Source organism: Armatimonadota bacterium (assembly GCA_016789105.1).
GTDB lineage: Bacteria > Armatimonadota > Fimbriimonadia > Fimbriimonadales > Fimbriimonadaceae > UphvI-Ar2.
This window is the reverse complement of sequence record JAEURN010000010.1, coordinates 139,786-158,455: the sequence shown is the minus strand read 5'-3', so window position 1 is coordinate 158,455 and position 18,670 is coordinate 139,786. Positions and strand designations below refer to the sequence as shown.

The following is an 18,670-nucleotide window of genomic DNA, read 5'->3' as shown; positions in this document are numbered from 1 at the left end:
TTGAGATGTTTTGCCTGGATCCACCGTTACAAACAATATGCTCAACGTTTTGATGGCGGGCTTGGCGATGATGGGACAGTTTCACGGTCAACTGGTCGATTACAAAGATGGCGATTTCGCCTTGGAAGGCTACTTGGCCAAACCAGACAAAGACGCTGTGGCCCCGGGAATCCTGATCGTTCACCAATGGGGCGGACTGACCGACAACGAGAAGATGCGGGCCGACATGCTGGCCAAACTCGGATACGTGGCTTTTGCCGTCGACATTTACGGTAAGGGCAATCGGCCAACCGGTAACGAACGTGGGCAATATGCCGGAAAGTACAAGGGCGACCGGGCTCTTTACCGGTCGCGGCTCAAAGCAGGACTTGAGCAGATCCGCAAGACGCCAGGGGTCGATGGAACGAAAATCGTGGTCATCGGCTACTGCTTTGGCGGAACCGGGGCCCTGGAACTCGCCCGATCGGGAGCCGACATCGTGGGGGCGGTGAGCTTCCACGGCGGTCTCGATGGTGGCAAACCGGAAGAAGCCAAAAACATCAAATGCCCGATCTTGGTGTGCAACGGGGCAGACGACCCGAGCGTCCCGCCTGCCCAAATCCAGTCCTTCCTGGACGAGATGCGGGCCGGGAACGTTGATTACAGCTTTATCAACTACGGGAATGCCGTGCACGCCTTCACGCAAAAAGAAGCAGGGAACGATAACTCCCGCGGGGCGGCCTACAATGCCGAAGCCGATCGCCGGAGTTGGATGGCTCTGCAAGACTTTTTGCGTGAGGTCTTCAACCGCTAGAACAGTTCGGCAACCATGCAGCGGACGCTGCCACCCCCAATTTGCTCGATCGTTGCAATCTCGACGGCCAACGGCTCTCCGTGTTGCGACAGCTGCCTGATTTGGCCCGATTCGAGCGAACCGTAGGCGTTGGCACTCATGGCGATTACCGGGCCATGGGCGCCTTGCAATTCGATCATGTTGCCGGCAAACCGGGCCATCTGGCTGGGGGTGATCTCGATAACCTCCCGGCCCTCGAGTTGTTCCAGGATCGCGAGCCGGCTTTCGTTGCCGATCACCGATTCCGTGCAGAGGATGGCCCAGCCTGTCCCGACCGCCATCATCACATTGGTGTGGTAGACCGGCACACCCTCCGCATCGGCGGTGTCGAACACGGTAAAGGAATAGCCTGATTCAAGCGCCCATTGGGCAAGAGTCACCGGGGAGGTTCGCGGACTGCGGGCGGCATAGGCGTGCCGGTTGACCCGGTCAAGAACCAGGCTCCCCGTCCCTTCTAGCGGGGGTAGACCTCTGAGGTCCAGCACCTCCGGGTATCGGGAGCGCAAATGCCCCAGTACTGCCGGCTTGGCCTCGGCGGCCCGGCTGGGGGCCAGCATCGGGTAAAGGGTCAGCCTTCCCGGTTCGGTACTGAACCAGTTGTTGGGGAACATGGCATCCGGCGTGGGCGGTTCGGGCAGATCCTGGATCACGGTGACCGCGACTCCCCGCGAATCGAGGGCGCAAACCAGTCCATCGAATTCGCCTTGAACACGGTCAAGCGCATCCTTTGGAGTTGCCGGCGATTGGAACGAATTGTCGGCAAGAGTTTCCGGATTGCTGAAGGCCGTGGACGGCCGGATCATCAGGACAGAGGACGCCGATTGGATCGGCTGCGGGGATGGGTCGCCGTCGCTCAACTATTTGCCTAAGGAAATTATGTATTTTTTTTCGATCCGTCTGCTAATCACCGTAAAAGTGCCGTCATTAAAGGTGGGCGGAGCTGTCCGTCCGGGGTTTTCCATGAAAATTCGCTTTGCAAAAATCCTTGTTCCATTGGCAATGCTCTTTGCCATCCTCATCTTCGCCGTCGGTTGCGGTGGGGGCGGTGGAGGCGGCAGCACCGTCAACCTTGCCAACCAAGTCTCGCTCTTTGTGACCGATGACTTGAACACCGGTTACGACCATGTTTGGGTGAAGTTTTACGAAGTGAAAGTGGTGACCGCAAGCGGCACCACCCAGGTCTTTGAATCGACGGACGGGGTGCCGGTGGATCTCAGCGCCCTCAACGACGGCACAAACAGCCTGTTCACGTTCCTCGGCGCCTCGTCTTTCCCGTCGGAATCGGTGACGGCCGTCAAATTTGAAATGGGGCGCGATGTCGTGCTTTACACCACGGGATCAACCACGGGACAGCCGTTCCAGTTTGCCCCGTCGCTCAATTCCGGGACAAACAAGAGCCAATTGACCTTAACCTTGCCGACACCACAAACGGTGGCTGCCGGCGGTTCGCTCACATTCGACTTTGACCTGGCCAACTGGAATATCACCGGCGGGTTTATCGTCCCAGCGGTCAACCTGTTTTCCGGACCCGGTTTGGACGACCCGGCCCGCCACCGCAGCCGCGAAATCTCAGGGACAGTGGGCAACCTCCAAGGGACTGCGCCAACCCAAACCTTTGAGTTGACCAACCGCGAGGGGCGGGTCGTGAAAGTCGCCACGTCGGCGGATACCGTCATGCTCAACGAAAATGGCACCCCGTCGCCGACTTTGGCGAACGGGCAAAGGGTCGAGGCCCACGGAATCTTTTTTGCCGACACCCACACCTTCCAAGCTTCGAAAATCAAAATCGAAGATGGACCGGGCGCTTCGGGAGAAGCCCGGGTCGAAGGTGAGGTCCGCAACGCCAACTTGGCTTCGAACCACATGGAGGTCAAGGCGCAAGAAACGCGCGGGTTTATCCCAGCCGAACTCTGGATCAACGTCACAACCAGTACGGGAACCAAGTTCTTCAATCGGATGGGCTTGATCATCACGGCCGATGAATTCTTCGCCGCTTTGACCGGAGGGAGCGTCGAAGTCCAAGGCAGCTACGATTCGGCGACCAACACTCTGACCGCCACCAAAGCCAAATTGGAAGACGGTACCGGCGGGGACGACCGGCAAGAAGCCCGGGGAACCTTGATAACAAGCAACGCCTTTGCCGGGACACTTTCCATTGCCATGACCGAGTGGGAAGGATTCTCGGGTACCTCGGGTGGGACGCTCAATATCGCCACCAATGGCAGCACCATCTATCGGGGCTCTACCGGCGAGCCGCTTACCCAGAACCAGTTCTTCGCTGCCGTATCTTCGGCCACGTCGATCAAGGTTGAAGGGACATACGCCGATGGGACGATGACCGCCAAAAGGCTCGACCTTCGCAGCAGCTCGGGCGGGGGCAGTGATTCCGATGAGGCCAAGGGAACCATCAGCAACGTGAACCCGGTGACTTCCGCCTTCACTTTGACCTTGGTGGAATGGGAAGGGTTCAACGGAACCTTCGGCCAAAACATCTCAGTCACCATGTCCGCCAGCGCGACCTATCGGGATCACGACGGTGTGACGATGTCCAAATCTGAGTTCTTCGACGCGATAGCGGCAGGAGGACTCGCCGAAGTCGACGGCCTGGTCGACGGCAGCAATATGGTCGGCGTGCGGGCAAAGCTCGACGACCACTAAAGCCCAAGATCGTCAAGCGAGACCGGGCCGGAGGCACAACCCTCCGGCCCGGTCTGCGTTTATTGGCCCCCGCCGCCGCCCGGACGAGGTGGCGGGCCACCTGGCCGCCCACCCGGCCCCCCCGGTGGGGGCCCCATGCGCCTAAAACTCGGATCGGGATTTCCCTTAAACATCCGCGGAATGTAGGGATAGGCTTCTGTCACAACATAGTAGTAGGTGCCCTTTGGGTACTCCGGAGTCAGCCCAAACCGGCCGTTGCATTCATCCAAGTCGCCTGACTTCCGGACATATTCCCAGTCCGCCGTGAACCGGCCATCATAGGTGCCCCCGATCGAGCGGGTGCCCTTTTTGAGTTGGTAGGATCCTTTGAGGGTCTTGACGGGGCTCTTCAAATCCATCGGATCCGTGGGGCCAAAGGGGCCATAGATTGGGAAACCGTCGGCCGCGTAGCCGATCAAGGTCATGCGCGTTGAATCCACGACTAGAGGCCACGGAACGCCATGGTAGTGATACGCGCCAGTTGGCTGGACATGGGCGTTGGCCTGATCGATCCCCAGCGAACCTTTCCCACCGATGATGGCTTCATAGTTCCACTTCGGGTCGTTGTTCCAAAACTCGGCCGTCAGGGGGTCGAACGGGACGCCGTTGAGGGCGATGCCGAAATCTTGGTGACCCAAAGGGGTCGCTTGCTCGTTCTCTTTGGGATTTGCCGGAACCTGGAACCGGTAGCGTTGTTCCCGGATCGAATTCGGGTTTTCGCGGTTGGGGAACTGGCCCGTCTTGTGATTCGGGAGACCATTCGCGACAATCGTGCGGATCCCATCCTTAACGGTGATCTCAACCTGGGGTTGGGCCAACTGCTGGAGCACAAGGAATGCAAACACCTGTGTCATCGATTGGATATTAGTCCGGTCACATGAGCTTTCTGTGAGGGCTGGGATGTTTATGGCCCGAGTTCCAGACGCGCACAAAACTCGTTGAGCGATTCCGACAATGGGCGGTGGGCCGAAACGCCGGCCAAGCCGATTTTGGTGCAATCCAAGACGCTGAAAGCTGGACGGCGCGCCGGGGTCGGATATTCCAGGGTTTGGCAAGGCGTTATTTCCGGCTCTTCGGCCAATCCGTGTGCGGCTCGATACGTTGCGATCGCCAAAGAGGCGAATCCATACCATGTGAGGTTCTCAGAACCACAACAGTGGTAAACACCTGCCGGGATGGCCAGTTCGATCACCTGGCAGATTGATTCACTCAAGTCGACAGTCGAAGTCGGGCACCCGCGTTGGTCGTCCACCACCCGTAGCGACGCCCCCTCCCGATACTTCGAGATCATGGTGGCGGGGAAGCATTTGCCCTTGGCCCCAAAAAGCCAGCTGGTGCGCAGGATGACCGTTTGATCATTTTCCCGGATCGCGTTTTGTTCGCCTTGCAGCTTGGATTTGCCATAAATCCCCAGCGGGTTGGTCGGGTCGGTTTCATGGTAGGGGGTTTGCGAGAACCCGTCGAAGACGAAATCGGTGCTCATGTGGATGAACCGGGCCCCGGATTCCCGGGCGGCAAAGGCGAGCGCGCCTGGGGCAACGGCATTGACCCGCATGGCGGCCATGGCCTCGCTTTCGGCCTTGTCCACCGCGGTATAGGCGGCGCAGTTGACGATGTGTGTGTACGGGCCGATATCGCGCCGGCGGATTTTTTCGATATGGTTGGGATCGGTGAGGTCGAGGTCATTGGCCCACGGCGAATCCACGGCCCAACCCCGGGCCAAAAAGGACTGGAGCAAATCCGAGCCGAGCATCCCCTGGCTGCCCAGGAGCAGGATTCGGGGAGCGGATTCCATGTTAGGGTTGGCTAGCGCTTATGACCTCGCGGGCGTATTCCTGGGTGCCGGCTTTTCCGCCAAGGTCGATGGTAAGGCACTTCCCATCCTGGCAGACCCGCATGACCGAGTTCTGGATCCGGGAGGCGATTTCCTGTTCGCCTAAGTGCCGCAACATCATCACCGCACTCATCAGCAGGGCCGTCGGATTGGCCACGCCCTGCCCAGCGATATCTGGGGCTGAGCCGTGCACTGCTTCGAACACGGCGCACTTTTCGCCGATGTTGGCACCCGGCGCAATACCCAACCCACCCACCAAACCGGCACACAGGTCGGAGATGATGTCGCCGTACAGGTTTTCCGTCACCAAAACATCGAATTGTTCAGGTTTGGTAACGAGTTGCATACAACAATTGTCGACAATAATATCGTTTGCCTTGATTTCCGGGTGGTTCTTTGCAGCTTTGTAGAACTCTTCCAAAAACAGGCCGTCGCTCAACTTCATGATGTTGGCCTTGTGGACAACCGTAACCAACTGACGTTGCTGTTCGGCCGCCATCCTAAACGTGTACTCGAACAACCGCGCCGAGCCTTGGCGTGTGATGACCTTGATCGATTGGGCCACATCCGGGTGGGCCATGTATTCGATGCCGGCGTAAAGATCTTCTGTGTTTTCCCGGACAATCACGATGTCCAAATTCTTGTCAGCAAACGGTCCTTTCAGCCCCGGCAAGGTTTTTGCCGGTCGCACATTGGCGAAAAGATCCAGTTTCTTGCGCAAAGTGACATTTGCACTGGCATGGCCGCCGCCACTCGGGGTTGTCGTTGGACTTTTCAGGGCGATCCCGATTTCCCGGATCCGCTCAACCGTTTCGTCTGGCATCGGCGGCAATCCCTTTTCAATCGCCGAGAGCCCGGCTTCGAGCGGTACGTAATCGGCCTCGAACCCGGCTGCCGAAAGGATCTGGATCGTCGCCTCCATGATTTCCGGGCCAATCCCATCGCCCGGAATCGTCGCTATCGTGTATTTGCCCATTTTCTGATCAACCCCAACTGATTTTAGGCAGAAATCGCCCGGCGACTCTGGGCTTCAGGGCCCTGCAATCAGCGAATATTCAGAAACCTGGCGTAGAATGCAGTTGCAAAGTCGAAAGGTTTTGCCCGCAGGGGGTGCCGACGTGCACTGGCTGAGATGCGGTGGAATTGCCCACCCGATCCCCTTGAACCTGATCCGGGTCATGCCGGCGGAGGGAATGCGGAGCGATGAAGGGTAACGCAATGGCCCGGCTCCGTGGAATGCGGGGGCGGGCCTTTTGATTTGTGCAATTTTGAACAATGAAAAACGCCTTTACCCTCATCGAGCTGCTAGTGGTCATCGCCATCATCGCGATCCTCGCCGCAATCCTTTTCCCGGTGTTCGCCCAAGCCAAGGAAGCGGCCAAAAACACAGCCTGCCTCAGCAATGCCCGCCAAATCGCCATCGCAAGCAAACTTTATGTCAGCGATTACGATGACACCATGCCGATCTTTATGGCCTACCAATCCGACCCGGCACCGTTGCAAACCGGGCACGAAGGTGTCGAAGTCTGGCTCTACCCCTACACCAAAAGCCGCGAGATTTTCAAAAGTCCGCTTGATGCCGGGGGGCCGGCCACCACGGCCGGGACGGGGAAATCCACCTATTGGGAGGCCTATGGCAGTAGCTATCGGTTCACCAGGTGCTTGCACACCTTGGTCGCGGGATACAGCAAGGGTTACCAGGGGGATCCGGGGGCCACAGAAAGCTGGACAGTGACCGAGACCGCGATGGCAGACCCCGCCAACTCCCGGATCATGCGGGCAGAAATGATGGCGTTTTTCGACCGCAAGAAGGGTTATGAACTGCCCGATTGCTCGCGGTACGGCTATGATTGCGATGCCCCTTACAATTATTACAAACAATGGTCCAGCCGGGGTGGATCGTTGATTTTTGCCGATGGCCACGCCAAATTTGCCAGTGGCCCGGGGCTTTTCGACAACACGGTGGTCGATCCGGAAGGGCATCGATCCGGCGACGCCCACCCCACAGCCGGAACATACTACTGGGCTTGCGACTGACCCCGGGCCGGGCGGAGCCGGAAAGGCTCCGCCCGGGTGTTTTGTGCTAGTCCATTTTGTAGATGCTGTACGGAGAAAACTCCCCGAGCTCTAACCGCAGGCTGCACATCTGGCCAACATGGTACGGGTCGTGCAAAACTATGTAGTCGCTGGCCCAGCCGAGCACATCATCGCCATTGCGCGCCATGAACGTGGCGATGGCCTTGGCACGCAGCTCGAACATTTCGGCCACAATTTTTTCGGGGTCGGAAGAAGCCGGCTTGAACGAACCCCACTCATGTTCCCGGCCTTCGCAATGATCTAAGAAAGCCACGTAGCATTCGGCCAGGTGCTCTGCCGTTTCTTTGGCGCTCATGGCTTCATTGCACGTTCTTTCATCCCATTTCCCATCAGGGAAGCCGGCGAATACCGCTTGCAACTGGTAGCCCGTCGTGTCCAACTGTTTGGCCAAGAATTCCTTTGCGTCCATTGGGGAGAGCATACTTCTTGACAATGCCGGATGGCCAACTGACGACGGACATGCTTTGGGCGGCTTACCAGGAGGGTGCTTTCCCGATGGCTGATGATTCCGGAGATGTGCAGTTCTATCTCACACGGGGGCGGGCCGTTTTCCCCGGTTGCAGCATGCGCGTGAACAGGTCTTTGGCGAAACAGATCCGCAAAGGGGGCTACCAAGTCACCTTTGATACGGCATTCGACGAAGTTGTCGCCGCGTGCTTCCGTCCCCGTGACAACTGGCTCACCCCAGAACTGGCTCGTGTCTACGGAGAGGCCCACCGGGAAGGCTGGGCCCACAGTTGCGAAGTTTGGGTCGGCGGCGAATTGGCGGGCGGTATCTTTGGGGAAGCCGTCGGCGGATGGTTTTCGGCGGATTCGATGTTTACCCGGCATACCGATATGGGCAAGATTGCTTTATTTGAATTGCTCAAAAAGTTGAGAGATTTGGGATTTGTATGCCTTGATTCCCAAATCATGAACAGCCATACGGCACGCCTTGGATGTGTCCAATTAACCGAACAGGAATTTCATCAAATATTTACGGAATCGATTGCCGTGGAAACCGCGTGGGGCCGCCGTCAGGCCGCTTCTTCATCGACCTGATTCGACCGTTCGATCGCCCAGGCAAAGCGGCGCAGAGCATCCCGGAACAGGGGGGTGTCGTCACCCGCACTGCCCAGGCACCGGTTTAAGATCTCGTAAGCCTCGTCGATGCTGAGGTTCACGACGACCGGGCGCTCTTCGTCTCTCATCCCGGTTACATCGTTGGACACTCGGTTTTCAGCGGTTACCCCTAAAGGGCGAAACCTGGCAATTGTTTAGGCGTCACTACCCATGGATTGTCGGCAAAAGGCTCATAGCCGGGGTTTTTTGGGGATCCCGGTTCAAATGAACCAGGAATGGCCTATAATCTAAGGACAGCATGTTGAGGGCAAAACGCTGGAGCGCATATGGACTTGCACTGCTCGCGTTGCCGGTTGTCGGCAAGGCCCAAATCCCCCTGCTCGACACACCTTCAAAGGAAGGCTCCTCGGCCAGTGCCCCCGTCGGCGGGAAATCTAGTTTCGATATCGTCCGGCTCAAGGAAGGCGCTCTCTCCGTTCCCCTGCGTTTTGGCAACGTAATCGAGAAATCCGAGACGGTCGTCTTGGCCGGCCACAGCCTAAGCCGCGAACGAGATTACACCGTGGACTACGCATCCGGCGTCGTCTATCTCAAAGTTCCGTACCGGCCAGGCCAGTCCGTTACTGTCAGCTATCGCTACGACGATTCTAAGCAGAACGAAGGGGTCTATGGGGCAGTGGCCGCTAACGGGGCCAATTCGTTCGCCTTTGAACTCACCCCCGGTGCGCGGGCCGTCCTCGGTTTCGGATACACCGAGCGCATGGCCGACGGAACCGTCCTTTCGGGCAACCTCTTCGGGTTAGCGAGCTCGTTTAAGTTCGGCGGCGGCAACCTGAGGGGAGTCATGATGCTGAACGACCGGCAGAAGTCGGATACCGCTAGCCTTCTCGGAGACGAAGGGCCGAAAACAGACACCGAAACCGGTACCGGCAAAGCCATTGTCCAAAACTACGCCACCAACGTCCTGGGCGGCAACGTCAAGCTGAGCTACCAAGATATCGACGATCGCTTCGCCGGATTTTCATCGTTTGCTGGCGCGGGGTTCAGCCCGGATGAAATCAAGCAGTTCCAGGGTGAAAAAGGCCTCAAGCGGACCGGGTTCTCCCTGACCGGGGCAAAGGTCGGTGGCATGGGGTTTGGCGGCGGCGTGCAGTCGGTCGGAGACTCCAATGGGTCGATCAACTGGAGGTCGGCCAGTGCAACTTTGGCGGGGGTCAGCCTCAACTGGGATTCAACTGTCGTCGACCCGAGCTTTAACAAATTTTCCGGCTTGCGCGAGCAAGACCGGCAGCAGTTGCAAAAAGAGCGCGGGCTTGAGCGGCAAAACCTCGGGCTCGGCTACAAAGGCGGCGGGGCCGCGGTCGATTTCCATATGCTCAGCGTCCAAGGCACTGAGGACAAGCAAGGCGTTTGGCGGAGCAACCTCAGCATCACCGACGGATGGTTAAAGGGAACCTGGTCCCGACAGTCGGTCGATGCCGGATTCACCCGCTTTGGCGACCTGCGCGAGGCCGACAAGGGCCAGCTGGCCAAAGAACGCGGGATCGACCGCAACAACTACACGCTCGGAGTCGCCAACAAGTGGCTTAAGGCCGATTACTCGGTCGATTCAATGATTGCCGACAAGGGCGAAATGAAGGGGACCTCGTTCAACCTGGGCTATGGAGGCTGGAGTCTCAGCCACATCACCCGCAAGATGGACGAGGTCTTTGGCGCCCAAGGTGCCATGACCAACGAAGACCGGCAGGCCATTGCCGGGGACGTTGCCCACATGTACAACCCGGCCGGCAAACCGGATGGCCGAGATATCGGGGGCACCAACGTCGCCGGAATCAACCGGGACGGAATGCGGATTCAGGGCAAGATCGGCGACTTCCAGTCCTACTGGAACCGGGTCACCATCGACAACCAATCGGGCACCCTAAGATTGAACGAGTTTTCCGTTAGCCGGGGCAAAACCAACCTGAATTTCTCGCACCAAACAACCACCGATGGGTTTGGCGGCAACCGCAACCTCCTGTTCAGCGAACAGCAAAGGCTCGGGACAATTGACGGCCTCAACAAGTCGAACCTGGACTTCACAACTCAATTCGGAAAGAACAGCAAACTCGGATTCAGCCAAATGTCCGCGGATTCGCCTAATGGCGGTGCCTACCGGCAACGGCTCGACGCCGTGCTGTTTGGATTTGACGTCACCTATTTCCGGCGCGGGGTGGACTCTGGTTTCACCGACGTCAACCAACTCGTCGACTCGGAACGCGGCCTCCTCCAAAGTCTGATCGGTTTCGACCAATCAGAGCTCATCGCGAGCTATGCCCCCAACAGCAGCCTGAAATTCGGCTACCAAAGGGCCGATGCCGTCAACGGCATCCTCGACCAAGTCCGGGGATTCAGCCAGTTTTCCGCATCGTGGGATCTCAGCAAGTTCACGACGCTGAGTTACCAAAACACCAACGAATCTCTCAGCGAATCGGGGCTCGATTCTGTCGATTCCCATTACAGCGCCTACTCGTTTTCCCACAACATGGGGTCAGCTGGCCGCGTGACGGTCACCCAAGAAGCCCAATCCTACAACGGCGTCAAGCAAGACCTGCCCGATGCGTCGAAACGCACGGTGAGTTACGAAAAGCCGATCAACGCCAACACCACCTTCAGCACCGTCCAAAGCGAAACCAAGTTCGATGACGGGACACGAACCACCGAATCGCGCAACAAAGTCACGACAAAAATCAATAGCCGAATCGGGGTCAGCGTCGAAGACCAAAGGGTGCGCTACGACGGCGACAAGCCGGACGATGTGCGCCGCAACTATGGGTTGTGGGTCGATTTCGGCTCAGGGATCCGACTCGATTACGGCTACAACCGAGACGCCCACGGCATCAACGACGGAACCATGAAAACGTCGGTCGGCCTCAGCGGCGGCAAGTTCGCCGGTCTCAATTTTGGGGGCGCCAGCTACCAAACCAACCGCTGGGATGGCCAACGCCAAAACTATTTCGGCAACGTCAACTTTGCGAACCTCTCCCCGTTCTCAATCGGCCCGGTCGGCGATATCAATTTCTACTACCGCACAGACACCCAGCGCGATTTCTTGGCCTGGCAAAAGGAATTGATCAACATGGGGATCTCGGGTGCGGTGGGCAACATCGGATTCGGCTGGACTTACTCGAGCCAAGTCAACCAAGGCGACGGTGTCCGGGCAATCGACCGGTCATTCCTGCTCACCACCGACAAAACCGGTAAGGCCCCATTCCAGGCCTCGCTCAAATATGGCGTCCGGACGATGCCGAACAACGACACCCTCTTTTTGAGGGACTACGCGTTGACGTACCGGCCCAACAAGTTGTTCTCGTTTGAACACAAAACTCTGACCAACCCGTTGCAAGATCGGGGCGGCGTCCTGCTTGGTTCTGCGCCGTTGGACGAACGCACGTCCAGCTGGACGGTCAAGTACCAAAACGACCCCAAACTCAAGTTCGACCTCAACTGGAACGAAATCAAGAGGGACAACGTCAACGACGAACTTCGCCGGGAAGCCCGGGCCAACGCCACACTGTTTGCCGATAGCGGGGCACCGCTGCAGCTGACTTACTCACTCCAACAATGGATCCGCCGCGGCAATGTGTCGCTGGCCCACAGTTACGGTCTTTCGTTCACACAAAAACCTGGCCCCAACCAGTCTCTCAGCTTCAGCTTGGAGCACCTCCAATGGGGTCGCGGACGCCCGGACAACAGCTATCTGCGCGACTGGAAGCTCCGGTTCGACTACAGCGTCCGGTTCTAGTCCAGAACCTTTAAGCCACTGGCCTGAATCCAGCCTTCCCGATCCCGGTCTCGAATTGCCACGGCCACGCGGTGGCCCTGGATCGGGCTCAGGTCGAACGCGACGGCCATAGATTTCCCCTCGCCGGGGTACCAAGTCGCAACGACCGCCGCAACGTCGAGATCCAGCAGGACAATGTCGCAGTCGCCGACACCCTTGGCCATGAACGAAAGGGTTTTGCCCGAAGCGGTCAGCCAAGGGGTCTTGATTTCGCCGATCAGCCAAGGCAAATCGGTTCCGGCACCTGTTTCGGCAGTCGAAATCAAGCCCGGGGTCGCAAGGGAGCCCTGCCAGCGCAAATCGCCCGTGCGGCGCCAAGAGGGAAGGGCATTCACCGCCCAAGAGATCGGCGAACCATTCGGCAAAGCAGATTCCGCCACCACGGGCAGTCCCCCGGCGATGCTTGAGAAGCGGACGGGACCGAACAGGCCGATCGGGAGGACGGCTTCGAATCCCTTGCTGCCAACAGTGGCCGGAATCCGCTTGTTGCCGACAAAAAAGTCGCCCCGAGGCCGTTCGGATCCTTGAGAGAAGGAAAGACCTGGTGAAGCAACGGCAAACCACCGGCCTTCCCGCAATTCCAAGGAAAGATGGGCGATCGACGGCCATCCAGGAACATCGGCAGCGGCTGGGGGCGTGGATTTGGCCCCTTTGCCTGGCCATTGGAACCGGCCCAAAAACGGGTCAGGGTTGGAGAACAGGGTGTTGCGGAGCGAACCGTCGGGCGCGGCACTCAGTCCGTCTACTCCAACCGTCTGCCCACTTTCAAACTCATAGGCGCCGCCAGATTCGCGGAGGAGCTCATAGGTGGCCGCCACCAGCAATCCTTCTGCCGATTCAAACTTCTCCCGGCGGTCGGGGAAGCCGGGGGTTTCATTGCCAAACCCGGGAGCCGCCGTTCCAAACTCAACTCCCGGCAAGGTCTCCCACAAGGGGTTGCCCGCCATCGCGGCGTAGAGCGAGTGGCTGGCCCGCAACGCAAACGCGGCTCGGTCGAGCCATTCGGGCTTGCCTAGTGCGATCCCCGCCCGGCCCACCAAGCTGGCGACCGTAGGAGAGTCAGGCCCGATTTCACCGCCACCAGTCCGGAATGCTCCAAAGGAGGCGATGCCATCCCGGTCTCGGAGGTCGAACAGGGATTGGCGAAGCAACCACCGTGTCACCAGGTTCGAAATTTGTGAATCGAATACCGCCGGGTTGGATTGCCTCATCCACAGGAGGGCTTCAAGGGTCCAAGGGTTTTGGGAATTGGCAGGGGTGACCGCAAAGGAGGCTTCGAGGGCTACGGAACGCCCAATGGCCGCTTGCCGGATTTCTGTCGGCAATCCGGGCAAATGCGCCGCGGCGGCAACCAAGGCGGCAAACTCCGGGGCCGGCTCCCCGGCCGGCATCCGGCTGAGAACCCCCAAGATACGGGGGGTGAGGTCGGCGGTTTCCGGATGGCCTGGGGATTGCGAAATCAGCTTTGCGGCAAAAAAGGCGGTTGCCGCCTCGTCGGGGCTGGAGGATGGGCTTGCCGTGTTAGGTGGATTGACATCTTGGGGGCCAACCGTGACCTTTGCCGCGAATCCATCGGGTGGGCTCCCGGCGGCGATGACGTTCGTAAGCTGGATGGCACGGCCCCGCCAGTCAGATTGCTTGAGTTCCATTCCCAAGGCGTCCATGGCGGCGGCGGCACGCATCGCGTTGGCCCCGCGTGAAAGGGTAATGGCGTCGCCCTGGCCAGCTGGAAATCCGTAAACGCCGTTCATTGAGCCGCCGGATTCCTCTTCTTCTTCGCCGCCGCCACCGGTCTCGGTTTTGCCCCGTTGGCCCTTGTTGAACTGTTCCCAACGGCTTGGACCCCCACCCAGTGCCGCATCCGCTTGGAAGGGGTCGGCAAATGGGAGGCGGTCGAACTTCAATGTGTTTGCCATGCAAACCGCCATCGGTGCGACCTGCGGAAAAGCTTGGTTCCGCCGGCTAGAACTGGCCCTCTTCCAAATCGACGAAAGAACGGTGGAGACAGGGTTCTCCGAAACCCCGGCCTGGATCACATAGGTGTAGGACGTGCCGCCCGGATATGGTCGGGGGACTGGGGATTCGACCCAACGACCATCCCGGCTCGGTGCGGCATTTTGGTATCCGATCGCCCCATCCCCAAGAAACCCTGGCATGGGCGTGGCGAGTTCAAACTTGGCCGGATCTGGCCAGATTGCGACAAACCCCTTGCTACCAGACCTCAGACTCAGCGGCGTCGACCATTGCGGCGCCCGGCCGCTATTTTCGACCGCGTTTCCCAAGGCCGCGTCAAACTCGTAGGTGTCCGCAAGTGCCGATGCCTTGCCATTGCCAGGATAGGATGTCTCGGTCAGGATCTGGCCACTCTCGCCGCCGGGTTGGAATGTCGTGACGAACTTTTGGCCGCCCTTGACCCCCGTCAGTGAGAGCCGTTCTTTTTGGGAAAGCACATAGGCCAGGCTTTCGATCCCACGCATGGCCATGTATTCAGATCCGTCGGCCGCCAGGATCCGCACCGTTGCCAATGCTTGATCCACTTCAACCGCCAGGTCGCCAGTCTTCCAAACCGTCGGCGTAAACAAGGTGAGACAGGAAAGGGCGGCCAATCCGGGCATCGCACCAGGATACCGTCCGCCCCCGTACCTTTTGCGGCTGGCAATCCTCCTGACGGTAAGGGTGCCGGAACTCGCTGAAAGCCTGGTAAATGCCTTAGAGGGACCATGGGATTCCCACTCCTGGGTCGGGAACAAACACAGTGTCACCCAATTGGGTGGAGGAAGAGTTGGATTCTATGACCTTAACCCTCGTTGCTGTCGCGGTCACCCTGGCTAGCATGGCCGGAGCCTATGGACTTGCGAAAGACGCCTTGAAAGACGACCCCGACAAAAAATCGGCCTGACCTGGTTTCACACCCATACCCTCACAGCGAACATCCCTGGTGCGCCCCTAGCCGGTAACGGCAGGGGCGCCGCTGCTTTATGCCCCGTGCTAAGCTCTGCCGATGGTGCCCGGGTTTTTCTTCCATCCCAGGATGATGGAATACGATTTTGGGCCGAGGCACCCCCTTAAGCCCGTCCGACTTGCCCGAACGGTGGCCCTCCTGAAATCAGTGGCCCCAGAAACCGAGACATACGACCCCGGGTATGCCGAGGAACGGGACATCCTCCGTGTCCACACGGAGGCATATTTGGAAACGGTGCGCCTGGGGCCGGGCGCCAGCCGGGAACAATTGGCGGAAGCAGGATTGGGGCCGGGCGACACCCCAGCATTCCCCAAGATGTTCGAAGCGTCGATGGCCTATTGCGGCGGGGCCGTCGCGGCGGCAAACCGACTCGTAGCCGGTGACCCGCTGGCTTTCAATATCGCCGGGGGCCTCCACCATGCCCACAGGGAGCGAGCCAGCGGATTCTGTGTTTTCAACGACCCAGCCATTGCGCTCAGCCTTCTCAAAGGCCGTTTCAATCGGCTCCTTTACATCGATATCGACCTGCACCACGGCGATGGCGTCCAAGCGATTTTCCAAGAGGATCCGGATGTAGCGACTCTTTCGATCCACGAGTCCGGGAAAACCCTCTACCCGGGAACGGGATTTCTTTCTGAAGAAGGTGCGGGAGGCTCGGTGGTCAACATCCCGCTCGACGCGGGGACAACCGGTGACGTCTGGCTTTGGGCATTCCGTGAAGTTTTCCTCCCTTATGCCGATTGGTTCCGTCCCGAAGCCATCGTCCTCCAAATGGGGTGCGACGCCCATACGCTCGACCCTCTGGGCCACCTCCAGGTGTCGGTCCAAGATTGGCTCGGAGCGGTTGAACTGGTTCGGGCGACGGGTTTGCCGGTCTTGGCTTGCGGTGGCGGAGGGTACGAGATCACCAACGTTCCCCGGATGTGGGTCGCCGCAATCCTGACCCTGGCTGGACTGGGAGTTCCTGAAGGCGCCCCAGAAGAGATCCCTCCGGAATGGGGCGCAGGCAGATTTTTAGACCTCCCGCCCGAAGCGGCAGGCTACGGGTTCGCTACGGCCCAGTCCGTGGTGCAATTTTGGAAGGAAAAACTGGCTTAGCCGCCGCGCATGGTGCAATCGACCACGACGTCTTTGATCTGGGGCCGAGTCCGCAAAACTTTGGCAATCAGCTCGATTTCTGAGCGGACATCTTGCGGGCCACCTTTGATCGTCCCGATGCTCCCCCGGATATAAGCGACCCCGTGAGTAACCCGGAGGTCGGCGCGGGTCGTGTCCAAGCCCCGCTTGGAGAATTCTTGCCTCACCAGCTTGGTGGCGGCGACATCGTTCGGATCGGCCATGCCACTCCAGTATACGGCCAGGAATCGGTTTCTTCCAAGGGTCGCCGGGGGTTAGAATCAACAAATGACGAGCGGAGAACAGGCCCAAGCTTATGCCCGGGATGGGCATGCCCTGGTGAGGGGGGTCTTAAGTGGCGATGAACTCGCCGAATTCCGCAACGCGGTGAGGGAGACCGCGGCCCGGCTTAACCGAGAGCAACGCCCCCTGGCCGAGCGCGACACCTATGGCCAGGCGTTTTTGCAGACCACGAACCTTTGGCGGCACAGTGTGACCGTCGCCAGATGCATCCTTTCCCCTGCAATCGGAAAAATCGCTGCCGAACTGATGGGCGTGCGCGGTGTGAGGCTTTATCACGACCAGTCGCTGTTCAAAGAGCCGGGCGGTGGGCCCACCCCATGGCACCAAGACCAGCAATATTGGCCGCTCGACACCCCTAACACCGTGACGATGTGGATGCCTCTTGTTGACGCCGGGGACGACATGGGCACGATGATGTTTGCATCCGGGTCGCATGGGTTGGGCTATTTGGGGAACTTGCCGATTAGCGACAAGAGCGATGAAACCATTCGTGACCTCATCCGAGAACGGGGCTTTGAAGTCACGCCGCCCAACAACATGCGGGCTGGGGACGCCACGTTCCACTCGGGATGGGTTTTTCACGGGGCGCCGGGCAACCGGAGCAGCCAGATGCGGGAAGTGATGACGGCAATCTACTTTGAAGACGGGGCGAAGGTGGGGCAAGCCGACTCCCAAGACCGCCAGAACGACCTCGCATCCTGGTTCCCCGGCTTGGCACCGGGAGATTTGGCGGCAACCGAACTCAATCCCCTGGTTTATTCGGCCTGATCCACGTTGGGCAAGAGTTTCTTCTTGCGTTTCCGTTTTTGCTTGGGGATGAGGTCGCGCATCGATTCGTGCTTGCCAAAGCAGAGGATCCGGTCGCCGGCATGGAGAGCAAACGTGCTCTTGGGGTTAGAGATCAGGCTTTCGCCGCGTTCGACAGTGAGAACGATCATGTCCCGTTCCCGGATTCCGGAATCGCGGATCGCCACTTCATGGAACTCCGGCGAATTTGGCACGATCAACTCGGCGACCCCATAGCCGGCCGAAAGGGAAAGGCGCTCGCGGATGTCCAATTCGGGGAAGTCGATTTGCTCGGCGATGTAGTCCACGATGGTTCCCGCCACGTCGATCCCCGTGCAGGTCTCAATCCCTTCCAAACCGGGGGAAGAATTCACCTCGATGACCTGGGGGCCATCCTGGCTTTCTAACATGTCCACCCCGGCGATCCGAAGACCAAGGATTCGGGCAGCCTCGATGGCCGTCCGCTCATAATCGGCCGGCAGGTCGATGGGCTCGGCTTTGCCTCCACGGTGGATGTTTGACCGGAACTCTTGCCCTTGGGCCACCCGGCGCATGGCGGCAATGACCCGCCCGCCAACGACGAACGCTCGGACGTCTTTGCCTTTGGATTCGGCGACGAACTTTTGAACCAAAACGTTTTGCTTTGCCCCGTGCAAAGTCTCAATGATCGCCTCGGCGATCTTTTGGTTTTCGGCCAAGATCACGCCGACGCCCTGCGTGCCCTCCAGTAACTTGATGATGACCGGGGCACCCCCTACATTATTGATGGCATTTAGAATGTCTTTGCGGTCACGGACGAAACTGGTCGGGGCCATGCCGATGTCGTGGCGCGAGAGGATTTGGAGGCACCGGAGCTTGTCGCGCGTGTTCAAAATCGCACTCGAGGTATTCGCACAAAAAACGCCCATCTGTTGGAACTGGTTCACCACCGAACAGCCGTATTGGGTGATCGAACTTCCAATCCGGGGGATGATTGCATCGTAGTGCGAGAGCCGCCGCCCTCGGAAGAACAACTCCGGTTGTTCTTGCTCGATGAGCATGCTGAACTTGAGGGTGTCCAGAACCTTGACGGTGTGCCCTCGGTCGGCGCAGGCTTCCCGGAGCCGGCGGGTGGAATAAAGGTTGCGGTTGCGGCTGAGGATCGCTATTTTCATTGCC

The 18,670-nt window shown here is 59.0% G+C and carries 16 protein-coding genes and 1 riboswitch; of the genes, 7 read left to right on the top strand and 9 right to left on the bottom strand.

The window, feature by feature from the left end; all coding sequences use genetic code 11:
- Positions 1 to 37 precede the first annotated feature (37 nt).
- Entirely contained in the window at positions 38 to 793 is a 756-nt protein-coding gene (locus tag JNM28_12435) for a dienelactone hydrolase family protein (GenBank protein MBL8069249.1), read from the top strand.
- Here JNM28_12435 and JNM28_12430 read toward each other — a convergent pair.
- Positions 790 to 1,689, bottom strand: coding sequence for an amidinotransferase (locus tag JNM28_12430; GenBank protein ID MBL8069248.1), 900 nt, complete (start codon positions 1,687 to 1,689; stop codon positions 790 to 792). The genes JNM28_12435 and JNM28_12430 overlap by 4 nt on opposite strands.
- Before the next feature lie 103 nt (positions 1,690 to 1,792).
- Here JNM28_12430 and JNM28_12425 point away from each other — a divergent pair, with 103 nt between their 5' ends.
- Positions 1,793 to 3,490, top strand: a complete 1,698-nt coding sequence (locus JNM28_12425) for a DUF4382 domain-containing protein (protein MBL8069247.1) — start codon at positions 1,793 to 1,795, stop codon at positions 3,488 to 3,490.
- A 59-nt stretch (positions 3,491 to 3,549) separates the two neighbouring features.
- Here the strand turns inward: JNM28_12425 and JNM28_12420 are convergent, their stop codons facing one another.
- From JNM28_12420 to JNM28_12410, 3 genes are read right to left on the bottom strand one after another with little or no spacing between them, the layout of a single operon-like run.
- Entirely contained in the window at positions 3,550 to 4,383 is an 834-nt protein-coding gene (locus JNM28_12420; protein ID MBL8069246.1) for a YHYH protein, read from the bottom strand.
- Between the two features lie 50 nt (positions 4,384 to 4,433).
- Positions 4,434 to 5,324, bottom strand: a complete 891-nt coding sequence (gene rfbD / locus JNM28_12415; protein ID MBL8069245.1) for a dTDP-4-dehydrorhamnose reductase — start codon at positions 5,322 to 5,324, stop codon at positions 4,434 to 4,436.
- 1 nt (position 5,325) lies between these two features.
- Positions 5,326 to 6,339, bottom strand: a complete 1,014-nt coding sequence (locus JNM28_12410) for an isocitrate/isopropylmalate dehydrogenase family protein (protein MBL8069244.1) — start codon at positions 6,337 to 6,339, stop codon at positions 5,326 to 5,328.
- Between the two features lie 120 nt (positions 6,340 to 6,459).
- A riboswitch (TPP riboswitch) is annotated at positions 6,460 to 6,574 on the top strand.
- A gap of 64 nt (positions 6,575 to 6,638) precedes the next feature.
- Between JNM28_12410 and JNM28_12405 the strand changes: the two genes are divergently transcribed.
- A complete protein-coding gene (locus JNM28_12405) occupies positions 6,639 to 7,400 on the top strand; it encodes a prepilin-type N-terminal cleavage/methylation domain-containing protein (protein ID MBL8069243.1) in 762 nt (253 codons plus the stop codon).
- Between the two features lie 46 nt (positions 7,401 to 7,446).
- Here the strand turns inward: JNM28_12405 and JNM28_12400 are convergent, their stop codons facing one another.
- The gene (locus JNM28_12400; protein MBL8069242.1) at positions 7,447 to 7,869 is read right to left on the bottom strand and encodes a DinB family protein; all 423 of its coding nucleotides are present in this window, start codon (positions 7,867 to 7,869) and stop codon (positions 7,447 to 7,449) included.
- Between the two features lie 23 nt (positions 7,870 to 7,892).
- Here JNM28_12400 and JNM28_12395 point away from each other — a divergent pair, with 23 nt between their 5' ends.
- Positions 7,893 to 8,501, top strand: coding sequence for a leucyl/phenylalanyl-tRNA--protein transferase (locus tag JNM28_12395; GenBank protein MBL8069241.1), 609 nt, complete (start codon positions 7,893 to 7,895; stop codon positions 8,499 to 8,501).
- On the opposite strand, the gene JNM28_12390 is transcribed toward JNM28_12395, so the two are convergent.
- Positions 8,477 to 8,671, bottom strand: a complete 195-nt coding sequence (locus tag JNM28_12390) for a hypothetical protein (GenBank protein ID MBL8069240.1) — start codon at positions 8,669 to 8,671, stop codon at positions 8,477 to 8,479. The two genes, JNM28_12395 and JNM28_12390, sit on opposite strands and share 25 nt — an antisense overlap.
- 149 nt (positions 8,672 to 8,820) lie before the next feature.
- Between JNM28_12390 and JNM28_12385 the strand changes: the two genes are divergently transcribed.
- Positions 8,821 to 12,306 (top strand): hypothetical protein, encoded by a 3,486-nt coding sequence (locus JNM28_12385; GenBank protein MBL8069239.1) that lies wholly within the window; start codon positions 8,821 to 8,823, stop codon positions 12,304 to 12,306.
- Here JNM28_12385 and JNM28_12380 read toward each other — a convergent pair.
- On the bottom strand, positions 12,303 to 14,960 hold the full coding sequence (locus JNM28_12380; GenBank protein MBL8069238.1) for a hypothetical protein: 2,658 nt from the start codon (positions 14,958 to 14,960) through the stop codon (positions 12,303 to 12,305). The genes JNM28_12385 and JNM28_12380 overlap by 4 nt on opposite strands.
- 386 nt (positions 14,961 to 15,346) lie before the next feature.
- Between JNM28_12380 and JNM28_12375 the strand changes: the two genes are divergently transcribed.
- Positions 15,347 to 16,405, top strand: coding sequence for an acetoin utilization protein AcuC (locus JNM28_12375; GenBank protein MBL8069237.1), 1,059 nt, complete (start codon positions 15,347 to 15,349; stop codon positions 16,403 to 16,405).
- Here JNM28_12375 and JNM28_12370 read toward each other — a convergent pair.
- A complete protein-coding gene (locus tag JNM28_12370; GenBank protein MBL8069236.1) occupies positions 16,402 to 16,647 on the bottom strand; it encodes a hypothetical protein in 246 nt (81 codons plus the stop codon). The genes JNM28_12375 and JNM28_12370 overlap by 4 nt on opposite strands.
- Before the next feature lie 64 nt (positions 16,648 to 16,711).
- On the opposite strand from JNM28_12370, the gene JNM28_12365 reads away from it, so the two are divergent.
- Positions 16,712 to 17,494 (top strand): phytanoyl-CoA dioxygenase family protein, encoded by a 783-nt coding sequence (locus JNM28_12365; protein MBL8069235.1) that lies wholly within the window; start codon positions 16,712 to 16,714, stop codon positions 17,492 to 17,494.
- Here JNM28_12365 and rimK read toward each other — a convergent pair.
- Positions 17,482 to 18,666, bottom strand: coding sequence for a 30S ribosomal protein S6--L-glutamate ligase (gene rimK / locus JNM28_12360; GenBank protein ID MBL8069234.1), 1,185 nt, complete (start codon positions 18,664 to 18,666; stop codon positions 17,482 to 17,484). The genes JNM28_12365 and rimK overlap by 13 nt on opposite strands.
- Positions 18,667 to 18,670 lie beyond the last annotated feature (4 nt).